The sequence below is a fragment of the Rhodanobacter sp. PCA2 genome (assembly GCF_013620825.1).
Classification (GTDB): domain Bacteria; phylum Pseudomonadota; class Gammaproteobacteria; order Xanthomonadales; family Rhodanobacteraceae; genus Rhodanobacter_A.
Genome location: NZ_NJIC01000011.1, coordinates 1 through 14,172 on the forward strand (window position 1 = coordinate 1; position 14,172 = coordinate 14,172).

The 14,172-nt window shown below is 68.9% G+C and carries 12 protein-coding genes; 6 read left to right on the forward strand and 6 right to left on the reverse strand.

The features are described from left to right. Window positions 1-222: 222 nt before the first annotated feature. From PCA_RS04255 to PCA_RS04265, 3 genes are all read right to left on the reverse strand, one after another. Window positions 223-1,599, reverse strand: a complete 1,377-nt coding sequence (locus PCA_RS04255; RefSeq protein WP_181301339.1) for an alkaline phosphatase family protein — start codon at window positions 1,597-1,599, stop codon at window positions 223-225. Between the two features lie 70 nt (window positions 1,600-1,669). Continuing rightward, on the reverse strand, window positions 1,670-3,205 hold the full coding sequence (locus tag PCA_RS04260; RefSeq protein ID WP_181301340.1) for a glycoside hydrolase family 30 beta sandwich domain-containing protein: 1,536 nt from the start codon (window positions 3,203-3,205) through the stop codon (window positions 1,670-1,672). Window positions 3,206-3,259: 54 nt separating this feature from the next. Beyond that, the gene (locus PCA_RS04265; RefSeq protein ID WP_181301342.1) at window positions 3,260-5,797 is read right to left on the reverse strand and encodes a glycoside hydrolase family 3 protein; all 2,538 of its coding nucleotides are present in this window, start codon (window positions 5,795-5,797) and stop codon (window positions 3,260-3,262) included. Between the two features lie 259 nt (window positions 5,798-6,056). On the opposite strand from PCA_RS04265, the gene PCA_RS04270 reads away from it, so the two are divergent. The 3 genes from PCA_RS04270 (at window position 6,057) to PCA_RS04280 (ending at window position 8,847) form a co-directional block, all read left to right on the forward strand. After that, a complete protein-coding gene (locus PCA_RS04270; RefSeq protein WP_181301344.1) occupies window positions 6,057-7,004 on the forward strand; it encodes an SPFH domain-containing protein in 948 nt (315 codons plus the stop codon). Between the two features lie 61 nt (window positions 7,005-7,065). Beyond that, window positions 7,066-7,533, forward strand: a complete 468-nt coding sequence (locus tag PCA_RS04275; protein WP_181301346.1) for an NfeD family protein — start codon at window positions 7,066-7,068, stop codon at window positions 7,531-7,533. 36 nt (window positions 7,534-7,569) lie between these two features. After that, complete coding sequence (locus PCA_RS04280) at window positions 7,570-8,847, forward strand: threonine/serine exporter family protein (RefSeq protein WP_181301348.1); 1,278 nt, start codon at window positions 7,570-7,572, stop codon at window positions 8,845-8,847. 288 nt (window positions 8,848-9,135) lie between these two features. Here the strand turns inward: PCA_RS04280 and PCA_RS04285 are convergent, their stop codons facing one another. From PCA_RS04285 to PCA_RS04295, 3 genes are all read right to left on the reverse strand, one after another. After that, window positions 9,136-9,456 carry an H-NS histone family protein gene (locus PCA_RS04285; RefSeq protein WP_181301350.1) on the reverse strand — a complete coding sequence of 107 codons (321 nt, stop codon included), beginning with the start codon at window positions 9,454-9,456 and terminating at the stop codon, window positions 9,136-9,138. A gap of 257 nt (window positions 9,457-9,713) precedes the next feature. Next, the gene (locus tag PCA_RS04290) at window positions 9,714-11,411 is read right to left on the reverse strand and encodes a proline--tRNA ligase (RefSeq protein WP_181301352.1); all 1,698 of its coding nucleotides are present in this window, start codon (window positions 11,409-11,411) and stop codon (window positions 9,714-9,716) included. 120 nt (window positions 11,412-11,531) lie between these two features. Continuing rightward, window positions 11,532-11,960, reverse strand: coding sequence for a DUF4124 domain-containing protein (locus PCA_RS04295; protein ID WP_181301354.1), 429 nt, complete (start codon window positions 11,958-11,960; stop codon window positions 11,532-11,534). 205 nt (window positions 11,961-12,165) lie between these two features. Here PCA_RS04295 and PCA_RS04300 point away from each other — a divergent pair, with 205 nt between their 5' ends. Genes PCA_RS04300 through rimI form a run of 3 tightly spaced genes read left to right on the forward strand, consistent with a single transcriptional unit; the run spans window position 12,166 to window position 13,927 of the window. Then, complete coding sequence (locus PCA_RS04300; protein ID WP_181301356.1) at window positions 12,166-12,951, forward strand: phosphatidylcholine/phosphatidylserine synthase; 786 nt, start codon at window positions 12,166-12,168, stop codon at window positions 12,949-12,951. Continuing rightward, a complete protein-coding gene (locus tag PCA_RS04305) occupies window positions 12,948-13,439 on the forward strand; it encodes a hypothetical protein (protein WP_181301358.1) in 492 nt (163 codons plus the stop codon). The genes PCA_RS04300 and PCA_RS04305 overlap by 4 nt, the downstream gene beginning before the upstream one ends. A 5-nt stretch (window positions 13,440-13,444) precedes the next feature. Continuing rightward, window positions 13,445-13,927 (forward strand): ribosomal protein S18-alanine N-acetyltransferase, encoded by a 483-nt coding sequence (gene rimI, locus PCA_RS04310; RefSeq protein ID WP_181301360.1) that lies wholly within the window; start codon window positions 13,445-13,447, stop codon window positions 13,925-13,927. Window positions 13,928-14,172 lie beyond the last annotated feature (245 nt).

Sequence of the window (14,172 nt, forward strand, 5' to 3'; positions counted from 1 at the left end):
CTCTTTGGGTTACTTTTCTCTTGGCCACGCAAGAGAAAAGTGACTCGGGCGCCCACAGGGCGCACGAAACCGCTTTGATCCGTGCACGCAAGGAGAAAGCGGCCCGGGCGCCGGCAGACTCACGGAACCACTTCAACAAGTGCTGCGTTGTGCAGCAACACAAGCGACCGGACACGGAACGTCACCCAGGACAAAACCAAGGCAAACCGCATCCCCGATGCCTCACTTCGCCAAGCGATCCCCCTCCAGGATATCCACCAACGGCCTCCCCTGTATGTCCCCCATCGACAACCCCAGCAAGCTCGCGATGGTGGCCGCGACGTCCACGTTGGGGAAGGCCGGGATTTCGCCAACCGGCCGGATGCCATGGCCCGCCGCGATGAAGATGGCGTGCATCAGCGGATCGGTGTTCGGATAGCCATGCGCGCCGTGTTCCGAGGTGGGCGTGGCGAAGTCGCGGCCGTTGCCGTCGGCTTCGCGAAAGGCGTAGCCGTCAGCGGCGTAGAGCAGCAGGTCCGGCGCCTGGTCGGTTTTGGCCGGCGTGGGCCAGCCTTGCCGTGCGGCCTCGTCGGGGGTGAGTGCGGCGGCGACGCCGGGCTGGCCGGTGAAGAGCTTCTTGAGTTTCGCGATCGACGCCGCGGTGGCATGCGCCTGGTAGACGAGGGCAAAGCCGCCTTCCGGCACGCTGTAGCCGGGTTGCGCGGCGGCGGCTTCCTGCAGGCCGGCTTGTTTCAGCAGCACGTCGGCGTGCAGCCAGTGGTGCAGGCTGCGCTGGCCATGGTCGGAGACGATGAGGAAGGTGGTGCGGTCGTAGTCGCCGGCGGCGCGCACCGCGTCGATGACTTCCCGCACGCGGTCGTCGAGGAAGGCGATGGTGTTGCGGCCCGAATCGTTGCCGTAGCCGGTTTCGTGCTCGATGCTGTCCAGCGACAGCAGGTGCAGCAACAGCAGGTCGGGGTGGTGCTTGCGGATGATGTCGACGGCGGCGCGGGTGTAGACCAGGTCGCGCCAGGCCTGCGAGGGCTCGCCGAAGCGTACGAGATCGTCGCGGCTGACCACGCCCTGTTCGATCAGGTCGCGTGCGATGGGGCCGTCGGGGTCGGGCTTTTCGAAGAACGACCAGTTGATGCCGGATGCGTTCTGGATCGCCACCCAGTCCACCTCGGCCGTGACGAGGCCGGCCTTGTGCGCCGCGTCGTAGACCGTGGGCGCGGCGACCAGGCGCGACTTGGGCACCCACATCTCGATGTGCGGCGGCGTGCTGGCGCGCTGTCCGACGACCAGTCCGTTGAGCAGCACGTGGTGCCGGCTGGCGTCGACGCCGGTGACCATCGCGGTGTGGTTGGGCCAGGTGATGGTGGGATTGATCGGCGTCATCGAGGCGGCATACGCGCCGCGCTTCATCAGCGCCTTCAGCGTGGGGGCTGGCAGGTAGGGGTCGTGCAGGCTGTTCGCGCCGAACGCGTCCAGGCTGATCACGACGACCTTGGGACGCGATGCGTTTGCCGGCGTTTCCGCATGCAGGGGCAGGGCGATGGCGCCGGCGAGCAGCAGGGCTGCGGGCAGCAGGCGGCGGAACAAGGCGGAAACGAGTCGCATCGATGATCCTCCCGGGTAGACGCGGTGGAGCGCACGCGGCGCGTCTGCCCAGACTACCGCGGGCCGTGCCTCATGGGGTGTCGGTGTCCGCCGCGCCGTTGTCGGCATCGTCGTCGTGCCCGGGCTGCCACACGAAGGTGGCCACGCTCTGCGCCGGCATTTCGTAGCGGAAATGCACGCTGCCCTGGTGCACGGCAATGGCGTGCGCCTTGGTGCCGCTGTTCACCACCACCAGCACCACCGAGCCATCGTCGGCGTTCTGGAACGCCACGTTCGCGATGCCCTTGCCGTTCGCGGTGGACCACACCCGGGCGGCGCCGGGCAGGGCGAAGCGGCTGTAGTGCGCGAACGCGTAGTACTCGTCGTTGCGGGTGATCGCGCCGGTGCGCGAGTCGATGACCACCATGCCCTTGCAGTTGTCGCAGCCGCCGGCATGCGGGCCGTAGTCCTGGTCCAGCGCGAGGTTCCAGTAGACGACGCCGCGCGCCCAGTTGCGCAGGCCGCCCAGCAGCAGGTCGCGCGCGAACCACATCAGTTCGCCGTTCTTCGCGGACTCCCAGTCGCCGCCCGAGCATTCGGTGATGTAGGCGTCCTTGCGCGGATACGCCCGGTGCACCGGGGTCTGCGCCGAGGGATCGCCGCGGTAGCAGTGCCAGGCCACGCCGGCGATGTAGGGCGCGGCGGTTTCGTCGGCGAGTTCGGCCAGCGGTTGCTGTGGCTCGTCCCAGTTGTGGTCCCAGCCGAGGACCACGGTCTGCGGCCGGCGCCGCGCCAGCGCGGGGCCGAGGTACTGGCCGATGATGCGGGTACGCGTGTCCACCGGCATTTCCATGCCGGGGTAGGTCTGCGGCACGAAGCCCGGCTCGTTCTGCACCGTGAGCGCGAAGATGGGGATGCCGTAGCGGCGGTAGGTGTCGACGTAGCGCACGAGGTAGTCCGCGTACGTGCTTTCGTACTGCCCCAGCAGCGCGCCGCCGATCAGGTTCGCACTGCTCTTCATCCACGCCGGCGCGCTCCACGGCGTGGCGATGATCAGCAGGTCGGGGTTGATCGACAGCACCTGCTGCATCACCGGGATCACGTCCGGCAGGTTCGCGGCGACGTTGAAGTGTTCCAGCTGCGGGTCGGTCTGGCCCGCGGGCATGTCGTCCAGCGTGTAGTGCTGCCGTGAGAAATCGGAGGCGCCGATGCTCAGGCGCGCCATGTTGAGGTTCAGCCCCGGCGGCGGCCCGAACATCTCCTCCAGGAAACTTTCGCGCTGCGTGGCGTTGAGCTTGTTCTCGATCAGCCACGCGGAGGAGTCGGTCATCGCGGCGCCGAAGCCGGTCAGGGTCTGGTAGCGCCTGCCGAGGTCCACGGTGAGGTCGTCCGGCGTGGGCGGCGTGGTGTCCAGCGGAATGTCGGGCTGGCGCGCCAGCTGCAGGCGGCGGTCGGCCGTGGAGAGCCACAGCCGCACCGTGGGCGGCGGCGGCTGGATCAGGGCCACCAGCGCGGCCTCCACCGGCTCGTGCCGGCGCGAGGCCCATTGCACCACCAGGACGACAAGGCTCAGCAAGGCAGCGGCCGCGACCACCGCCCTGGCCGAAACTCCCCTTCCCTCATCCATGGCGCGCGCCGTCCCTGGCGTGGTCGTCATGGCGAGTCGGGAAGGCTCGCGGGCTCACGGAGTGCCGGAGCCCGGGCAGTTCGCGTCGGCGCCTTTCGCCCCGGCGGCCGCGACGATGCGCACGTTGGCGAATGCCGCGGCGAACGGCGGCGCGGCCACCACGCCGAACGGCATGTCCACGTGCGCGAGGTTCGCGCCGCGGCTGGCGAAACATGCCAGCGGAATGGACACGCTCTGGCGCTGCCCGGTGGCGTAGCCGGCGAAGCGTTGCGTGACGTCGATGCTGGCGGAGCAATCCTTGCCGCAGCCCATGACCAGGGCGACCGGCGCGGTGGCGGGCGTGTCGATGCGCAGGTCGAACTGCAGCGCGCCGTGGCTGGCCAGCATGGGCGCGAGGTCGGCGGGCTGCGCGCTGCGCGCGAAGAAGCGGGCGGGCGCCAGCCAGGTGACCTGCTTGGCGTCCTGCTGGGTGTTCACCTGCACGGTGCGCACGCGCAGCAGCGGATGGCCGGCGGGCCATTCGGTGACGCCGTTGAGGTCGTTGCCCAGCTCGTGCGGGGTCTGCGCCGCGTCGGCGCCCGCGAGATACAGGGCGTACGGCGCAACCGCCAGCGTGTGGAACACCGCCACCTGTTCGAGCTTGGCGCAGGCCGTGGTTTCGGAGTGGGTGGGCAGCACCGGCACCTCGCGGTGGCCGGGATAGCGCAGGCCGTAGCCCGGCGCGAACAACGGCGGCGTGGTGATGCCGTCATTGTTCACCGCGGGGCAGGGCACGCCGGGCCAGGGCATGGCCAGCGTGCCGCGAAAGTTGTCGCGGCCCTTGCCGTCGGTGCGGGCGAACAGCACGTCGGCCACGCCGCCGCCTTCGGTGCCGGGCAGCCATGCGGCGACGAACGCATCGGAGAGGTTGAGCAGGTCGTTGACGAACAGCGGACGCCCCGCCACGAACACCGTCACCACCGGCTTGTGCGCGGCGGCCGCGGCCTTCAGCACGGCCAGGTCCTCGGGGTAGCGGTCGCTGTGGCGCAGCGTGGCCGCCGCGGCGATGTCGCCCATCATCTCCGCGTACGGGGTCTCGCCGATCACCGCCACGATCGCGTCATAGGCCTTGAAGTCCACGCCCTGCGCCGTGGCGCTGTAGCTGATGTCCGCGTCGCCGTCCGCCTCGCGCAGGCCGGCGAGGATGGTCTCGCCGTTGGGGAAGTCGGCGTTCGTGTTGTCCGTGCCCTGCCAGGTCAGCGACCAGCCGCCGCTCTGGTTCGGCAGGCTGTCCGCGCTCTTGCCCACCACCAGGATCTTCATGCCGCGCTTGAGCGGCAGCACGTCGTGGTTGTTCTTCAGCAGCACCAGCGACTCGCGCACCGCGCGCCGCGCCAGGGCGCGGTCCTGCAGCAGGGCTGCGTCGCCGGCGCCGGCCAGTTGCGAAGGCCGCTTGCCGTCGAACAGGCCCATGCGCAGCTTGACGCGGACGATGCGGCTGACGGCGTCGTCGATGCGCGCCATCGGGATCTCGCCGTCCTTCACCTGGCGCATGGTGTTGGCGATGAAGGCCTTCCAGTCGTCCGGCACCATCATCATGTCGATGCCGGCGTTGACCGCCTGCGGGCAGCTCGCGTTGGTGCAGCCGGGCAACTGGCCGATCGCGTTCCAGTCCGACACCACCAGGCCGTCGAAGCCCATCTTGTCCTTCAGCGCCCCGGTGACCAGCGCCCGCGCGCCGCTCAGCTTGCCGTAGTCGACGTGGCCGGCCAGGTCGTTCCAGCTGTTGTAGCTCACCATCACGCTCTGCACGCCCGCGGCCAGCGCGCCGTAATAGCCCGCGCCGTGCACGTTGATCATGGTGGCCTGGTCGACCCGCGACTCGCCCTGGTCCTTGCCGTTGAAGGTGGAGCCGTCGCCGATGAAGTGCTTGGCGGTGGCCAGCACCTTGTGCGGCCCGAAGTCGCCCTGCAGGCCTTGCACGTAGGCGCTCGCGTAGTCGTGCACCAGGGCGGGGTCGGTGGAGAAGCTCTCGTAGCTGCGGCCCCAGCGCGGGTTCTCCGCCACCGCGACGGTGGGCGCGAACGCCCAGTTCACCCCGGTGGCGCGCACCGCCTTCGCGGTGGCCGCGCCGATCTCGCGCACCAGTTCCACGTCGTGGGCGGCGCCGAGGCCGATGTTGTGCGGGAACTGGGTGGCGCCGAACAGGTTGCTGTCGCCGTGCACCGCGTCGATGCCCCAGATGATGGGGATCTTCACCGCCATGTCGGTGCCCATCGAGGCGTCGTGGTAGGCATCGGCGAGCTGCAGCCAGTCACGGATGCCGGCGTGCTTGTTGGTGTGCGGCCAGGAGCCGCCGCCGTTCAGCACCGAGCCGATGTAGTACCGGCGCACCTCGTCCGGGGTGATCGACTTGATCTCGGCCTGGGTCATCTGCCCGACCTTCTGCGCCAGCGTCATGCCGGCCACGATCTTCGCCACGCGCGCGTCCAGCGCCGGGTCGGCCGGGTACGGGCTCTTGATCGCGGGCCAGTCGGCGTAGTGGGCAGGTGCCGAAGCCGGGCGCGGCGGGGTGCCTGCCCCGGGCGGCGGGCTCCCGGCTGCGGCTGCCATGGCGGCGCCCCCGGCCGTGGCGAAAACGGTGCAAACGAAACCCCGCCAATATCTACGATCCATCGGGCACCTCGACTCCTTGCAGTACGCATGCGGCTTGACAGATGTCATACATATTCCACCGCGTCGCATTTGTCGACAGCCCCGACGGCTTCGTCCCGGTGCGGCGTGCGACGTGTCCGGGGCGATCCCGCGCGGGCCGGCCAGCGCTTGCGCGCTCGCCTATACTGCGGACTTCAACGTGAAAGGAGTGGGGAGCATGGGACAGATTCTCGCCTTGGTCATCGTGGTGCTGGTGGTCGTCACGCTGCTCAAGATGGTGCGCATCGTGCCGCAGGGTTTCGAGTGGACGGTGGAGACCTTCGGCAAGTACACGCGCACGCTCACGCCCGGGCTGCACCTGCTGATCCCGATCTACCAGTCGGTGGGGCGCAAGATGAACATGATGGAGCAGGTGCTGGACGTACCCTCGCAGGACGTCATCACCAAGGACAACGCGGTGGTGCGCGTGGACGGCGTGGTGTTCTACCAGGTGCTGGACGCGGCCAAGGCAGCCTACGAGGTGGCCCAGCTGGAGGAGGCCACGCTGGCGCTGATCATGACCAACATCCGCACCGTGCTCGGCTCGCTGGACCTGGACGAGAGCCTCAGCCAGCGCGACGCGATCAACGCCAAGCTGCTGCGCGTGGTGGACGAGGCGACGCACCCGTGGGGCGTCAAGGTCAACCGGATCGAGATCAAGGACATCGCCCCGCCGCGCGACCTGGTCGACGCGATGGCGCGCCAGATGAAGGCCGAACGCGAGAAGCGCGCGAACATCCTCGACGCCGAGGGCCTGCGCCAGGCGGCGATCCTCAAGGCCGAGGGCGCCAAGCAGTCGGTGATCCTTGCCGCCGAAGGCGAGAAGGAGGCGGCGTTCCGCGCCGCCGAGGCGCGCGAGCGCACCGCCGAGGCGGAGGCCAAGGCCACCACCATGGTTTCCGACGCGATCGCCGGCGGCAACATCAATGCGCTGAATTACTTCGTGGCGAACAACTACGTGGATGCGCTGAAGGCGATGGCGGCGTCGCCGAACCAGAAGATGCTGCTGCTGCCCATCGAGGCCACCGGCGTGATCGGCGCGATGGCGGGCATCGCCGAACTCGCCAAGGAGTCGCTGGGCCAGCAGCAGGCGGCCACCAAGGGCGCCCCCCAACTGCCGCGCTGACGCGCGTTTCCAGCCGCTCCCGCCCAGCGGGAGCGGCGCGTGAAATCACTGGATGCCTCTCATGCTCGGACAGATTGCAACGCATTACCTGTGGTGGATCCTCGCCGTGCTGCTGATTGCCGGCGAGGTGATGGCGCCCGGCTACTTCCTGCTGTGGATAGGCATCGCCGCCGCCGCGATGGGCGTGCTGCTGTGGGTGGTTCCCGGCATGGGCATGCTGGTGCAGGCCGTGCTGTTCGCGGTGCTGGCGCTGGCCGCCTGCGTGGCCTATGCGCGCTGGCTGCGGCCGCGGATCGAGCGGCGCACGCCCGGCGGCGAGCGGCTCAACCGCCGGGCCGAACAGATGATAGGCGAGCGCTACGAGTTGACCGAGGCCATCGTCAACGGCCGCGGCAAGGTGCGCGTGGGCGACGGCCAGTGGCTGGTCAGCGGGCCGGACCTGCCGCAGGGCAGCACCGTGGAAGTGGTGGCCGTCGAAGGCACCACGCTCAGGGTGCGTGCCTGGAGCCCGTCCGATGCCTCCGCGTAACCCGCGGCGACGTCGAGCAGCCGACCGGCTGCGCGCATGACCGCTCCGGTCGCAGGGGTCCAGCCTTCCACCGCCGCCCCGGTGAACACGCGCATCGCGTTCCTGCTGGAACTGGCGCGGCGCCTGCACCAGTACGGCACCTCGGCGCCGCGGCTGGAGATGGCGGTCGGCCGCTCCGCGCAGCGGCTGGGGCTGCAGGCCGACGTATGGTCCAGCCCCACCGCGATCATCATTTCCTTCGTCGACCTCAGCCAGGGCGACGACGGCATGGCGCAGACCACCCAGGTGATGCGCCTGGCGCCGGGCGACGTGAACCTGGCGCGCCTGTGCGAGGCGGACGACATCGCGGACCGGGTGATCGCGGGCGAGCTGGAGCTGCGCGAGGGGTTCCGCCTGCTGCGCGCGCTGGGCGCGCCGGACACTCGCCGGGCGAAGGTCAAGACGGTGCTCAGCTACGGCCTGTCGGCCGCCAGCATCGCGGCGCTGTTCCTGCACAGCTCCTGGGTGGACCTGGTGGTGGCTGGCGTGATCGGCGTGCTGATCGGCGGCATCACCGTGCTGTCCGCCACGCGGCCCCGGCTGGCGGTGGCCAGCGATGCGATATGCGCGATCGTGGCGACCGCGGTGGCGATACTGGTGAGCGCGTTCGTGGTGCCGCTGGCGATCAAGTCGGTGGTGCTGGCCGCGCTGATCGTGCTGGTGCCGGGCATGTCGCTCACCACCGCGGTGCGCGAGGTTTCCAGCGGGCACCTGGTCTCCGGCATGGCGCGCCTCGGTGGCGCCATGGCGACGCTGCTGAAGCTCGTGTTCGGCACGGTGGCGGCCACCCAGGTCTGCGCCGCGTTCGACATCCACGCGCGGGATTTCGACCTGCCGCCGCTGCCGGGCTGGACCGACTGGCCGGCCTTGCTGGTGGCGGCGGTGGCGTTCGCGCTGCTGTTCCGCGCGGCGCGGCGCGACTGGCCGGCGGTGATCGTGGCGGTGATCGCCGGCTACGTGGCCACGCGCTGGGGCGGCGAGCTGTCCCGCGGCCTGCCGTCCGCGCCGTTCGGGGTGTTCGTGGGCGGCTTTCTGGTCAGCGCGCTGGCGAACATCTATGCGCGGATCTGGCAGCGGCCGGGCGCGGTGATCCGCGAACCCGGCATCCTGCTGCTGGTGCCGGGCAGCGTGGGCTTCCGCAGCATCTCCTTCCTGCTGGAGCGCGACACTGAGGTAGGCATGAACACGGCGCTGCTGCTGCTCACCCTGCTGGTATCGCTGGTGGCCGGGCTGCTGTTCGGCGAATTGCTGGTGTCGCCGCGGCGGTCCCTGTAATTCCGCGCATGGCGGATTGACCGGATTCCGTTCGCCCGATTGCGGGACACCATCCGCCGGACCGGTTCGCGCCCTTTTTCATGTGGGGAAATATTCCGGGAGATTCCGGTCGAACAGACCTGGGAAGACGGCGGATTTTTCGGCGACATGTTTCCGGTCGTCGCAAAAAAACGCCGACCACGGGGTCGGCGTTTTCGTGACGGGAGTGTGTTGCGAAAAGCGTGGCCACGGGTGGCCCCCTGTGTGATCCGGGCGATCGTGCACGATCGCCCGGATCGCCCGGATCGGTCAGATCAGCAGGTCTTTTTCCTTCTTGCCGGCCTTCAGGGCGTCGTTGAACCAGCGCGGGCGCTTGCCGCGGCCGGACCAGGTTTGCTCGGCATTCGCCGGATTGCGGTACTTCGGAGCCACGGTACCGCCGCTGCGGCGCTTGGCGCGGGCGCCGCCGAAAATGTCGTCGAAGGTGTAACCCTCGGCCTTGATCAGCGCATGGATCTTCTCGCGCAACTTGCCGACTTTTTCCTTGCGCAATTCGCCCTGGCGCGACTGCGCCTTGGTGATCAGGTCGTTGAGCTGATTGTGGTTAAGATTCTTGATATCGATGGCCATAAAAGACTCCGGTAACGAGGGAATTATGTATAGCCCGGATGTGCGTGCACGGCGCGTGGCATTTCCGGTGCGGGAGCCATTCTTACCTAAATGACTTGCACATGCAAAGCAGGCTTTTGGTAAATAACCATTGCAGCAATGGCATCGATTCGGAATGGGCGTGGCGCAGTCCACATAATCCATCTGTCATGCAGTGCCATTGCTCCAAAACAAAGGCCGCCCATGGCGGCCTTGGTCGTGGTCGATGGCGGCGGATTTCAGCCGAGCAGGCCGAGCAATTCGTCCCGGGTCACCGCGCGGCTTTCCGCTTCGTTGCGGGCGCGATATTCCAGCGTGCCGGCGGCAAGGCCGCGCTCGCTGACCACCACGCGGTGCGGAACGCCGATCAGTTCCATGTCCGCGAACATCGCACCGGGGCGCAGGCCGCGGTCGTCCAGCACGGTTTCGATGCCGCGCGACGCAAGCTCCGAATACAGCGATTCGGCGGCGGCCGCGATTTCCGGGTTGCCCTTGGGATTGATCACGCATACCGCGATGCGCCACGGCGCCATGGACTCCGGCCACACGATGCCGGCGTCGTCGTGGCACTGCTCGATCGCGGCCGCCACGATGCGGCTGATGCCGATGCCGTAGCAGCCCATCAGCATCACCTGGGCCTTGCCCTGGTCGTCCAGCACGGTGGCTTCCAGCGCCTCGGCGTACCTGCTGCCGAGCTGGAACACGTGGCCCACCTCGATGCCGCGGGCCAGGTGCAGCGTGCCGTGGCCGTCGGGCGAGGGGTCGCCCTCGACCACCTGGCGGAGGTCCTCGATGCGGGTGATGCGCGCGTCGCGTTCCCAGTTCGCGCCGGTGTGATGGGTGCCGTCCTGGTTGCCGCCGCAGACGAAGTCGGCCAGCATGGCCGCGCTGCGGTCCACGATCACCGGGATCGCGCCCGGCAGGCCTGCCGGACCGATGAAGCCGGGGCGGGTGCCGGTGGCGGCGAGGATGTCCTCCTCGCTCGCGAGCGCGAATTCGTCGGGCAGTTCCGCCAGCTTGCCGGCCTTGATCTCGTTGAGCTCGTGGTCGCCGCGCAGGCACAGCGCCACCAGGCCATCGCGGCCCTTCACCAGCAGGGTCTTCACGCATTGCGCGGGCGACACCTTGAGGAAGGCGCTGACTTCCTCGATGGTTTTCTGGCTGGGCGTGTCCACGCGCCGCAATTCGGCGCCAGGGGCAGGGCGCGCGGCATCCGGCGCGAGCGCCTCGGCCTTTTCGATATTCGCCGCGTAATCGGAGCCGTCGGAAAACGCGATCGCGTCCTCGCCGGAATCGGCCAGCACCTGGAATTCGTGGCTGGCATTGCCGCCGATTGCGCCGGTATCGGCCTGTACCGCCCGGAATCGCAGGCCGAGCCGGGTGAAAATGCGCGAGTAGGCGTCGTACATCGCCTGATAGGTGGCGGCCAGCGAATCCGCCGTCAGATGGAAGGAATACGCGTCCTTCATCAGGAATTCACGCGCGCGCATCACGCCGAAACGGGGGCGTATCTCGTCGCGGAACTTGGTCTGGATCTGGTAGAAATTGACCGGGAGCTGCTTGTAGCTGTTGAGTTCGTTGCGGGCGTAATCGGTGATTACTTCCTCCGCGGTGGGCGCATAGCAGAATTCCTGCTCCTTGCGATCCTTGATCTTCAGCAACTGCGGACCGAATTTCGCCCAGCGGCCGGTTTCTTCCCACAATTCCCTCGGCTGGATCGTGGGCATCAGCATTTCGATGGCGCCGGCGCGGTCCATTTCCTCGCGCACCACGCTTTCCACCTTGCGCAGCACGCGCAGGCCCAGCGGCGACCAAGTGTACAGGCCGGAGGCGAGCCTGCGGATCATGCCCGCGCGCAGCATCAGCTGGTGGCTGGCGATCTCCGCGTCGGCGGGCACTTCCTTGACGGTGGCCAGATGGAATTGGCTGAGGCGCATGCAGGCGGTTTCCGGCGTTGAAAGAACCGGATTATAACGTCGCGCAACCGTCTTGACGGTTGCGCAAATGGGCAAGGGCGGAGCTTCAGGGCCGCTCCCTGCATGCGAAGCCTTTGCCCCCTATTGCCCCGAGCAATACTGCTGAAACTGCGCATTCGCCGTGGCGACCTGCTGCTTGCGCTGGTCGTCGCTGAGCACGGCAGGCTTGCCGCCCTGCTGCATCACCACCGGGCCGGTGCCCTGCAAGGTGGCGAGGTTGGACTTCAGCGTGGCGCACAGTTTGGCGCGGTTGGCCGGGGTATCGGTCATCGGTGTCGGGGCGGGCGTATCGGCCGGCGGCGGCGTGTTTTCGACCCTCGGTTGCTCGGTCGTACCGACGGGAGCTTCCACGCCGCCGGTCAGCTTCACCTGCTGGAAGCGGGTGCCTTCCGGCGGGGCGGACTGCGAGTAGTGCACCGTGCCCTTGGCGTCCGTCCACTTGTAGATCTGCTGGGCGGCAAGCAGCGGGGCGACCAGCAGCAGCGCCACGGCAATCAGCGAACGCGACATGGAATTCTCCGGAGGCTCGGTTGGCCGGGGTTCCCCACCCCGTACAGGTGCCCTAGTAGAACTCCCGCGTGGCCGGGACTCAAGCCGGCAATGGGCCAGAGCCTGATCGGGATCACATCCTTGCCGGCATGGCGGGCACGGGGCAGGGCATGCGGTGGCGGCCATGAGGCTCTAAACTGCGCGCATTCCGTCACGGTTCCGATTCATGAGCGAAACCCTGCCCGTACGCCCGCCCCGGCATCGCGGCATCTACCTGTTGCCGAACCTGTTCACCACCGGGGCGATGTTCGCCGGCTTCTACGCGATCATCGCCAGCATCGGCGGCCATTACGGCGACGCGGCGGTGGCGGTGTTCATCGCCGCGCTGCTGGACGGCATGGACGGGCGGGTGGCGCGGCTCACCGGCACGCAGAGCGAGTTCGGCGTGCAGTACGACTCGCTGTCGGACCTGGTGAGCTTCGGCCTGGCGCCGGCGCTGGTGCTGTACACGTGGTCGCTGTCCGCGCTGCGCGATTTCGGGCCGCTGTGGGGCAAGCTGGGTTGGGCCGCCGCCTTTATCTACGCTGCCTGCGCCGCGCTGCGGCTGGCGCGCTTCAACACCCAGGTGGGCGTCGCCGACAAGCGCTACTTCCAGGGGCTGGCCAGCCCGGCCGCGGCGGCGGTGTGCATGTCCTTCGTGTGGAGCATGGACAAGTGGGAAGTGTCGGGCGCCGAGCTGTGCTTCATCACGCCGTGGATCGCGGTGATCGCCGGCCTGCTGATGGTCAGCCGCTTCCGCTATTTCAGCTTCAAGTCGCTGCCGCTGGGCGACCGCCAGCGCGTGCCGTTCGGCTGGATCGTGGCGGCGCTACTGATCCTGGTGCTGCTCTACCTCGATCCGCCGCGCGTGCTGCTGGCCGGTTTCACGATCTACCTGCTGTCCGGCCCGGTGCTGACCGTGTGGGGGCTGGCTGCGCACCGTAGACGCGGGCGGCGCGGAGGCGCGGCGTGAACGCGTCGGCCGCGGAGCGCTCCGCCGCCGGACACCGCGCCCGCGTGCTGCGTGCGCTTGGCCTGACGCCGTGGCAACGCAGGCACGGGGCAGGGGGCGGCGAAGCGGCAACGATGGACGAGGCGCCCACCGCAGCCGGCGCCCATGCCGACTGCGTGGTGCTGCTGCCGGCGGTCTGCGGTGCGCGCGAACTGGACCTGCTGGGGCGCGCCCTCATCAGCAGCGGCGCTGCCCTGGCGCGCGCCGCGCGCGTGCGGGTGCAGCCGGGCGCGGCGGAAATCGCGGTGCCGCAGGCGCGCGCCTACCTCGCCTGCGGCGAGGCGCAGGCGCATGCGCTGGGGCGCAGCCTGCCCATGCAGGTCACTGCCCAGGCGCAGATCGTGCTGGTGGATGAGCCGCTGCGCCTGCTGGGCGAGTCCTCGGCCAAGCGGCGGCTGTGGATCGCGCTGCGGACCCTGCGCCGCAGCCTGGCCGCGGCGGGGCACTAGCCAGCATGGTCGCGGTCGCCCGCCCGGCCAGCCACATGCGCCTGATGCGCATGGACGACCTGGATGGGGTCGCGGCGGTGGAACAGGCTTCCTACGATTTCCCGTGGACGCGGGGCATCTTCGCCGACTGCCTCAAGGCGGGGCATCCGTGCTGGGTGTTGTGCGTGGACGAGGACCTGGCCGGCTACGGCATCCTGTCGGTGGGCGCGGGCGAGGCGCACGTGCTCAACATCTGCATCGCCGACGCATACCGCGGCCGTGGCCTGGGCCGGCACCTGCTGGTGCGGCTGCTGGACGTGTCGCGCTGGAGCGGCGCGCAGCGCGTGTTCCTGGAAGTGCGGCCGTCGAATCCGCTGGCCAAGACCCTGTACGAGTCGGAAGGCTTTCGCGAGATCGGGCGCCGTCCGCGCTATTACCCGGCGAAAGAGGGACGCGAGGATGCGATCGTGATGGTGCTCGATATCGCCGCAGGCGATATCGAGAAATAAGCAAAGGGCTCCTGCTTCCCCGCAAGCTTGGCCCCTCACCCCGACCCTCTCCCCGGAGGGGAGAGGCGCCAGGCGAAGGGCTTGCTTTCGCCGCAAGCTTGGCCCCTCACCACGACCCTCTCCCCGGAGGGGAGAAGCGCCAGGCGAAGGGCTTGCTTCCGCCGCAAGCCCGGGGTATCCCCCCCCCCCCCCCCCCCCCCCCCCCCCCCCGGGAGTGGGGGGGGGGCGACACCTCCCCCTCCCCC

Bases quoted from the DNA above. Each gene is read 5' to 3' on its own strand.
- PCA_RS04255 (WP_181301339.1), bottom strand. From the start codon at position 1,599: ATGCGACTCGTTTCCGCCTTGTTCCGCCGCCTGCTGCCCGCAGCCCTG.
- PCA_RS04260 (WP_181301340.1), bottom strand. From the start codon at position 3,205: ATGGATGAGGGAAGGGGAGTTTCGGCCAGGGCGGTGGTCGCGGCCGCT.
- PCA_RS04265 (WP_181301342.1), bottom strand. From the start codon at position 5,797: ATGGCAGCCGCAGCCGGGAGCCCGCCGCCCGGGGCAGGCACCCCGCCG.
- PCA_RS04270 (WP_181301344.1), top strand. From the start codon at position 6,057: ATGGGACAGATTCTCGCCTTGGTCATCGTGGTGCTGGTGGTCGTCACG.
- PCA_RS04275 (WP_181301346.1), top strand. From the start codon at position 7,066: ATGCTCGGACAGATTGCAACGCATTACCTGTGGTGGATCCTCGCCGTG.
- PCA_RS04280 (WP_181301348.1), top strand. From the start codon at position 7,570: ATGACCGCTCCGGTCGCAGGGGTCCAGCCTTCCACCGCCGCCCCGGTG.
- PCA_RS04285 (WP_181301350.1), bottom strand. From the start codon at position 9,456: ATGGCCATCGATATCAAGAATCTTAACCACAATCAGCTCAACGACCTG.
- PCA_RS04290 (WP_181301352.1), bottom strand. From the start codon at position 11,411: ATGCGCCTCAGCCAATTCCATCTGGCCACCGTCAAGGAAGTGCCCGCC.
- PCA_RS04295 (WP_181301354.1), bottom strand. From the start codon at position 11,960: ATGTCGCGTTCGCTGATTGCCGTGGCGCTGCTGCTGGTCGCCCCGCTG.
- PCA_RS04300 (WP_181301356.1), top strand. From the start codon at position 12,166: ATGAGCGAAACCCTGCCCGTACGCCCGCCCCGGCATCGCGGCATCTAC.
- rimI (WP_181301360.1), top strand. From the start codon at position 13,445: ATGGTCGCGGTCGCCCGCCCGGCCAGCCACATGCGCCTGATGCGCATG.